This is a genomic window from Streptomyces yokosukanensis (genome assembly GCF_001514035.1).
Classification (GTDB): Bacteria; Actinomycetota; Actinomycetes; order Streptomycetales; family Streptomycetaceae; genus Streptomyces; species Streptomyces yokosukanensis.
This window is the reverse complement of the sequence record NZ_KQ948218.1, coordinates 319,957-326,342: the sequence shown is the minus strand read 5'-3', so window position 1 is coordinate 326,342 and position 6,386 is coordinate 319,957. Positions and strand designations below refer to the sequence as shown.

Annotated in this window: 7 protein-coding genes; 2 read left to right on the top strand and 5 right to left on the bottom strand. The window is 69.3% G+C overall.

Going from position 1 to position 6,386, the window contains the following annotated elements; translation table 11 throughout:
- Positions 1 to 228: 228 nt before the first annotated feature.
- The 3 genes from AQI95_RS30600 to thyX form a co-directional block, all read right to left on the bottom strand.
- Positions 229 to 1,914 carry a ribonuclease J gene (locus tag AQI95_RS30600; RefSeq protein WP_067131007.1) on the bottom strand — a complete coding sequence of 562 codons (1,686 nt, stop codon included), beginning with the start codon at positions 1,912 to 1,914 and terminating at the stop codon, positions 229 to 231.
- A gap of 155 nt (positions 1,915 to 2,069) precedes the next feature.
- Positions 2,070 to 2,969, bottom strand: coding sequence for a 4-hydroxy-tetrahydrodipicolinate synthase (dapA, locus tag AQI95_RS30595; protein ID WP_067131004.1), 900 nt, complete (start codon positions 2,967 to 2,969; stop codon positions 2,070 to 2,072).
- Between the two features lie 211 nt (positions 2,970 to 3,180).
- A complete protein-coding gene (thyX, locus tag AQI95_RS30590) occupies positions 3,181 to 3,930 on the bottom strand; it encodes an FAD-dependent thymidylate synthase (RefSeq protein WP_067131001.1) in 750 nt (249 codons plus the stop codon).
- A 169-nt stretch (positions 3,931 to 4,099) separates the two neighbouring features.
- On the opposite strand from thyX, the gene AQI95_RS30585 reads away from it, so the two are divergent.
- Both AQI95_RS30585 and AQI95_RS30580 read left to right on the top strand, forming a co-directional pair.
- Positions 4,100 to 4,336 (top strand): hypothetical protein, encoded by a 237-nt coding sequence (locus tag AQI95_RS30585; RefSeq protein ID WP_067130998.1) that lies wholly within the window; start codon positions 4,100 to 4,102, stop codon positions 4,334 to 4,336.
- Positions 4,337 to 4,425: 89 nt separating this feature from the next.
- The gene (locus AQI95_RS30580) at positions 4,426 to 4,980 is read left to right on the top strand and encodes a hypothetical protein (protein WP_067131101.1); all 555 of its coding nucleotides are present in this window, start codon (positions 4,426 to 4,428) and stop codon (positions 4,978 to 4,980) included.
- 159 nt (positions 4,981 to 5,139) lie between these two features.
- Here the strand turns inward: AQI95_RS30580 and AQI95_RS30575 are convergent, their stop codons facing one another.
- Positions 5,140 to 5,592, bottom strand: a complete 453-nt coding sequence (locus AQI95_RS30575; protein WP_067130995.1) for a tetratricopeptide repeat protein — start codon at positions 5,590 to 5,592, stop codon at positions 5,140 to 5,142.
- Between the two features lie 20 nt (positions 5,593 to 5,612).
- Positions 5,613 to 6,365, bottom strand: a complete 753-nt coding sequence (dapB, locus tag AQI95_RS30570) for a 4-hydroxy-tetrahydrodipicolinate reductase (protein WP_067130993.1) — start codon at positions 6,363 to 6,365, stop codon at positions 5,613 to 5,615.
- Positions 6,366 to 6,386: the final 21 nt, after the last annotated feature.

Sequence of the window (6,386 nt, the reverse complement as noted above, 5' to 3'; positions counted from 1 at the left end):
GGTGCTTTCCAGGTTCCCGCGTCTTTCTCGCGGTTTCCTTTCCGGCGGTTCCGACTTTATCAGAAGTTCTGAGTCGGTTTTCCCACCCGCTTCCAGGCACCTGTGTCCAGTACGTGAAGTGCTGGGGTTCCCGGTTGGGCGGAGCCGTAAACGTACTGGAGCGGGGCGCCCCGATGCAAATCGAGGCGCCCCGCTCCGGGCCGGCGTCGTCCAGGTGCCGACGGGGTGTCAGACCTCCACGACCACAGGCAGGATCATCGGCCTGCGGCGATAGGTGTCCGAAACCCACTTGCCGAGAGTGCGCCGAATGAGTTGCTGCAGCTGGTGAGGCTCCACGACGCCGTCCTGGGCGGAGCGCTCCAGCACCTCCGTGATCTTCGGGATGACGCCGGCGAAGGCCGAGTCCTCGATGCCGGAGCCGCGCGCCTGGACGTGCGGGCCAGCGGTGATCTTGCCGGTGGAGGAGTCGACGACGACGAAGACCGAGATGATGCCCTCGTCGCCGAGGATCTTGCGGTCCTTGAGCGCCGGCTCGCCGACGTCACCGACGGAGAGGCCGTCGACGTAGACATAGCCGGCCTGGACCTTGCCGGAGATCTTGGCCTTGCCCTCGATCAGGTCGACCGCGACGCCGTCCTCGGCGATGACGATGCGGTCGTGCGGGACGCCCGTCATGGCGCCCAGCTCCGCGTTCGCCCGCAAGTGGCGCCACTCCCCGTGCACCGGCATCAGGTTCTTGGGGCGGCAGATGTTGTAGAAGTACAGCAGCTCGCCCGCGGACGCGTGGCCGGAGACATGCACCTTGGCGTTGCCCTTGTGGACGACGTTGGCGCCCCAGCGGGTGAGTCCGTTGATCACGCGGTAGACCGCGTTCTCGTTTCCGGGGATGAGGGAGGACGCCAGGATCACCGTGTCGCCGTCGACGATCCGGATCTGGTGGTCCCTGTTGGCCATGCGGGACAGGGCCGCCATCGGTTCGCCCTGGGAGCCCGTGCAGACCAGGACCACCTCGTGGTCGGGAAGGTCGTCCAGCGTCTTGACGTCGACGACCAGGCCCGGCGGGACCTTCAGGTAGCCGAGGTCCCTCGCGATGCCCATGTTGCGGACCATCGAGCGGCCGACGAAGGCGACCCGGCGGCCGTACTCGTGGGCCGCGTCCAGGATCTGCTGGATGCGGTGGACGTGGCTGGCGAAGCTCGCCACGATGATCCGCTTGCGGGCGCCCGCGAAGACCTGGCGCAGGACGTTGGAGATGTCCCGCTCGGGCGGGACGAAGCCCGGGACCTCGGCGTTCGTGGAGTCGGCGAGAAGGAGGTCGATGCCCTCCTCGCTCAACCGCGCGAAGGCGTGCAGGTCGGTGAGGCGGTTGTCCAGCGGGAGCTGGTCCATCTTGAAGTCACCGGTGTGCACCGCCATGCCGGCGGGGGTGCGGATGGCGACGGCCAACGCGTCCGGGATGGAGTGGTTGACGGCGATGAACTCGCAGTCGAAGGGGCCGATGCGCTCACGGTTCCCCTCGGCCACCTCCAGGGTGTACGGGCGGATCCGGTGCTCCTGGAGCTTGGCCTCGATCAGGGCGAGGGTCAGCTTGGAGCCGATCAGCGGGATGTCCGGCTTCTCGCGGAGCAGGAACGGGACACCACCGATGTGGTCCTCGTGGCCATGGGTGAGGACGATGCCCTCGATGTCGTCGAGGCGGTCCCGGATGGACGAGAAGTCCGGCAGGATCAGGTCGATTCCGGGCTGCTCCTCCTCGGGGAAGAGCACTCCGCAGTCGACGATCAGCAGGCGGCCGCCGTACTCGAAGACCGTCATGTTTCGGCCGATCTCGCCGAGACCGCCCAACGGGGTGACCCGCAGGCCGCCCTCGGGGAGCGGCGGGGGCGAGCCGAGTTCAGGATGCGGATGACTCAAAAGACTCTCCTCACCACACGCGCCACGTACCGGTGGGGCACGTGGCGCGTGAGACGTTCGTGCAGAAGCAGTTGTCGTTGTGGAGTGCGGGCACCGGTGGCCCGCTTCTTCTGTTGTTCTTCAGTTGTGAAGCCCGTGTGGTGCCAAGTCTGTTGTCAGAGCTGTACCCCGCCGGCAGCAAGATCGATCTTGAGCTGGGCGATCTCCTCGGGCGAGCACTCGACCATGGGCGAGCGCAGGGGGCCTGCGGGCAGTCCCTGCAGGGCGAGGGCCGCCTTGGTGGTCATGACGCCCTGGGTGCGGAACATGCCGGTGTAGACCGGGAGCAGCTTCTGGTGGATCTCGGTGGCCTTGACGACGTCACCGGAGGTGTAGGCGTCGACCAGGGCGCGCAGGTCGGGGGTGACCAGGTGGCCGACGACCGAGACGAAGCCGACCGCGCCCACGGAGAGCAGCGGGAGGTTCAGCATGTCGTCGCCGGAGTACCAGGCGAGGCCGGACTGGGCGATGGCCCAGCTGGCGCGGCCGAGATCGCCCTTGGCGTCCTTGTTGGCGACGATCCGGGGGTGCTCGGCGAGCCGGACGAGCGTCTCGGTGCTGATCGGGACGCCGCTGCGACCGGGGATGTCGTAGAGCATGACGGGCAGCCCGGTGGCGTCGGCTACGGCCGTGAAGTGCCGGTACAGGCCCTCCTGCGGGGGCTTGTTGTAGTACGGCGTGACGACGAGGAGGCCGTGGGCGCCGATGCGCTCGGCGTCGCGGGCCAGCTCGACGCTGTGGTGGGTGTCGTTGGTGCCGACGCCGGCGACGACGTGGGCACGGTCACCGACCGCGTCCAGTACGGCTCGTACCAGGTCCGATTTCTCCGCGTCGGTCGTGGTGGGGGACTCGCCGGTGGTGCCGTTGATGATCAGGCCGTCGTTGCCTGCGTCCACCAGGTGGGCGGCGAGCCGCTGCGCGCCGTCGAGGTCGAGTGCGCCGTCCGCCGTGAAGGGCGTGACCATGGCGGTGAGGACCCGCCCGAAGGGGGTCTGCGGAGTCGAGGTCGGAGCCATGGGTAACACGCTACTCGGTGCTCCATGCGGGGTCTGCCCATGGGGTGCCGGGAAAGTCAGGACAAATGCGGAGCCCGGCACTGCCTGCTCGGGGGTTCAAGCAGTGCCGGGTCCGTTTGATCAGGCTAGATGAACTTCTCCAAATGCCGCAATACGGACACCTCGCGAGGCTGATCCGTACATCCGTTCCTCGTGGGGGAACAGGGCTTCGTCACGGGGCCACACGCCCGTTCGCGTTGAAGGCGGCGTACGTCAGCGGCATGAGCCGTGCCCACTCCGCCTCCATCTTCTCGCCGACCATCTCGATCTCCCGCTGCGGGAAGGAGGGGACCTTGGCCAGCTCGTGCTGGGTGCGCAGACCGAGGAAGTGCATCAGGGAACGGGCGTTGCAGGTGGCGTACATCGACGAGTAGAGGCCCACCGGGAGGGCGGCGCGGGCGACCTCGCGGGCGACGCCCTCGGCGAGCATCTTCTGGTAGGCGGCGTACGACTGCTCGTACGACTCCTCCAGGGCGCCGCTGACGGCCTCGCGCTGGGCCGGGGTGCCCTCGACGAAGACGTACTTGCCCGGGCGGCCCTCCTGCACGAGCTTGCGGGAGGCGTCCGGGACGTAGAAGACCGGCTCCAGCTCCCGGTAGCGGCCGGACTCCTCGTTGTAGGACCAGCCCACCCGGTGCCGCATGAACTCGCGGAAGACGAAGATCGGGGCGCTGACGAAGAACGTCATCGAGTTGTGCTCGAACGGGCTGCCGTGCCGGTCGCGCATCAGGTAGTTGATCAGGCCCTTGGAGCGCTCGGGGTCCTTCTTCAGCTCGTCCAGGGACTGCTCGCCGGCGGTGGAGACCCGTGCGGCGAAGAGGACGTCGGCGTCCGAAGCGCTGGACTTCACCAGCTCGACGGTGACGTCACTGCGGAACGTGAGCGACTCGGGGGTGGTCACGGAGGTCGGGGTCCTTCCCATCACAGCTGTGGTTCGCGCCCACCTTACGGGGCTGCCCTGCGGGCCATCGCAGTACCTCGCCTCAAAAATCCCAGCATGGATTTTTTCCGACATGGGCACCTTTTGCGTCAATCGAGCGTCTGTACCGATGAGACCCGTTCGTTCGATCCCGAAAGGAGACGTACCCGCGATGTTCCGTCGGCGCGAGCCCGTACCCTTCGCCTTCGTTGCCGAGGCGGAGAGCTTCCGCAGCAATGTCACTCCCCCGCCTCGTCCGCGGGCGTCCTTCGGGGAGATGGCCGGGCGTTGGCTGCTGGGACTCACGCTCGTCGCGGGGCTGGTGGGAGCCTTGATCGTGGCGATGCCGGCGATGTCCACACCGTCCAGTACGCCCACCCAGCAGTCCCAGGCCTCCGAGGGGCACTGACCCTTCCGGCCGCCCTCGGGTGGTGAGCGGGAACAACGGCGGATAGCCTCACCGGGCACAGCCCACGTGAGGATCGAGTGAGGATCGCCGTGCCCCTGTCCTTCCTGTCGGCAGACCGCACCTTCGAGGCCGCTTCCGAGAGCGCGCTGCCCTATGACGACCGGGAGCGCTGGCGGCGCCCCTACCGTCCCGGTCCCTGGCGTGTGGGCGTGGCGGCGCTGGTGCTGCTGCTGGCCGCGTTCGTGCTGTTCGCCGCGGTGCTCATCGCCCTGACCGACTCGGTGTCCGCCGCGGTGACGGTCCTCGTCCTGGCGCTGCTGGTCGTCGCCGCCGCGCTGCGGCTGCTGCGCATGGGCGTGTGGGTGAGCAGCCGCGGGCTGCGTCACGTCGGTCTTCTGATGACGCGTACGGCCCCGTGGGCGGGGGTGCTCTCCGTGCGGACGGTGCAGCAGCCGGTGCGCTGGCTGGGGCTGCCCCGCACAGTGCAGGGGCAGGCGCTGACGATCGTGCGCAGGGACCGGCCGACCGGGGACACCCCGCCGCTGCTGACGACGCACACGCTGGACTTCCTGGGCCGCCCGGCCGCCTTCGACCGGGCCGCGGACACGGTGGAGGCGTGGGCGGCGGAGTACGGGCGAGGCTGACCGAGCCGTGCCCGGCGCCGGCCGGGGGGCCGTGCGGCCGACGGCTCTGCGGCCGTCCAGGGGCGCGGGGAACTGAGCGACCGGCGAGCCGTCCACCCTCGCTCGCGCACGGCCTGGACGGCTCGGCGTGTGAGCGCCCCGGTCCGGCCCGGCCGGGTGTCAGGCCTGGACCGGCCGTCCGTCGTGCAGGGCGATGGCCCGCTGCATCGCCTTGCGGGCGCGCGGGGTGTCGCGGGCGTCGTGGTAGGCGACGGCGAGGCGGAACCAGCAGCGCCAGTCGTCGGGGGACGTCTCGGTCTCGGCCTTGCGCCGGGCGAACACTTCGTCGGCCGAGTCGCGGTCGATACGGCCGCCCGGGGTGCGCCGAAGCTCGTCCACGGGCAGACCGCCCTCGGCGTCGAGTTCGGCGGCGAGCTGGTTGGCCCTGCGGACGAACTGGGTGTTCTTCCACAGGAACCACAGTCCGATGACCGGCAGGATCAGCACCGCCACCCCGAAGGTGACGGTGAGGACCGTGCCGGACTGGATGAGCATGACGCCGCGGGTGCCGACCAGGACGAAGTAGAAGACCAGGACGGCGGCCGTGACGAGATAGGTGATCTTCGCGCGCATGACGTGTTCGGACCCGGGTCTCAGCTCAGGTCCAGGAAGTGCTCCAGGCCGAAGGTCAGGCCCGGAGTCGACACCACCCGGCGGGCACCGAGCAGGATGCCCGGCATGAAGCTGCTGTGGTGCAGGGAGTCGTGGCGGACGGTGAGGGTCTCGCCCTCGCCGCCCAGCAGCACCTCCTGGTGGGCCAGGAGACCGCGCAGCCGGACGGCGTGGACCGGGACGCCGTCGACGTTCGCCCCACGGGCGCCCTCCAGGGCCGTGGCCGTGGCGTCCGGTGCCGGGGCCGTGCCGGCGGCCCGGCGGGCCTCGGCGATGAGCTGAGCGGTACGCGTGGCCGTACCGCTCGGCGCGTCCACCTTGTTCGGGTGGTGCAGCTCGACGACCTCGACCGACTCGAAGTACGGCGCGGCGATCTGCGCGAACTTCATGGTCAGGACGGCGCCGATGGAGAAGTTCGGCGCGATGAGCACACCGGTCTTCGGGGAGTTCGCGAGCCACCCCTTCAGCTGCGCGAGGCGTTCCTCGGTCCAGCCCGTCGTACCGACGACCGCGTGGATGCCGTGGCGCACGCAGAAGTCGAGGTTCTCCATGACGGAGTCCGGGGTGGTCAGCTCCACGACGACCTGGGCACCGGTTTCCGCCAGCGTCTCCAGCTTGTCGCCCCGGCCGAGGGCGGCGACCAGCTCCATGTCCTCGGCGGCCTCCACCGCCCGGACGGCCTCGGACCCGATCCGGCCCTTGGCACCGAGGACCGCCACGCGCAGCTTGCTCATCTCTTGTGCTTCCTTACGGGA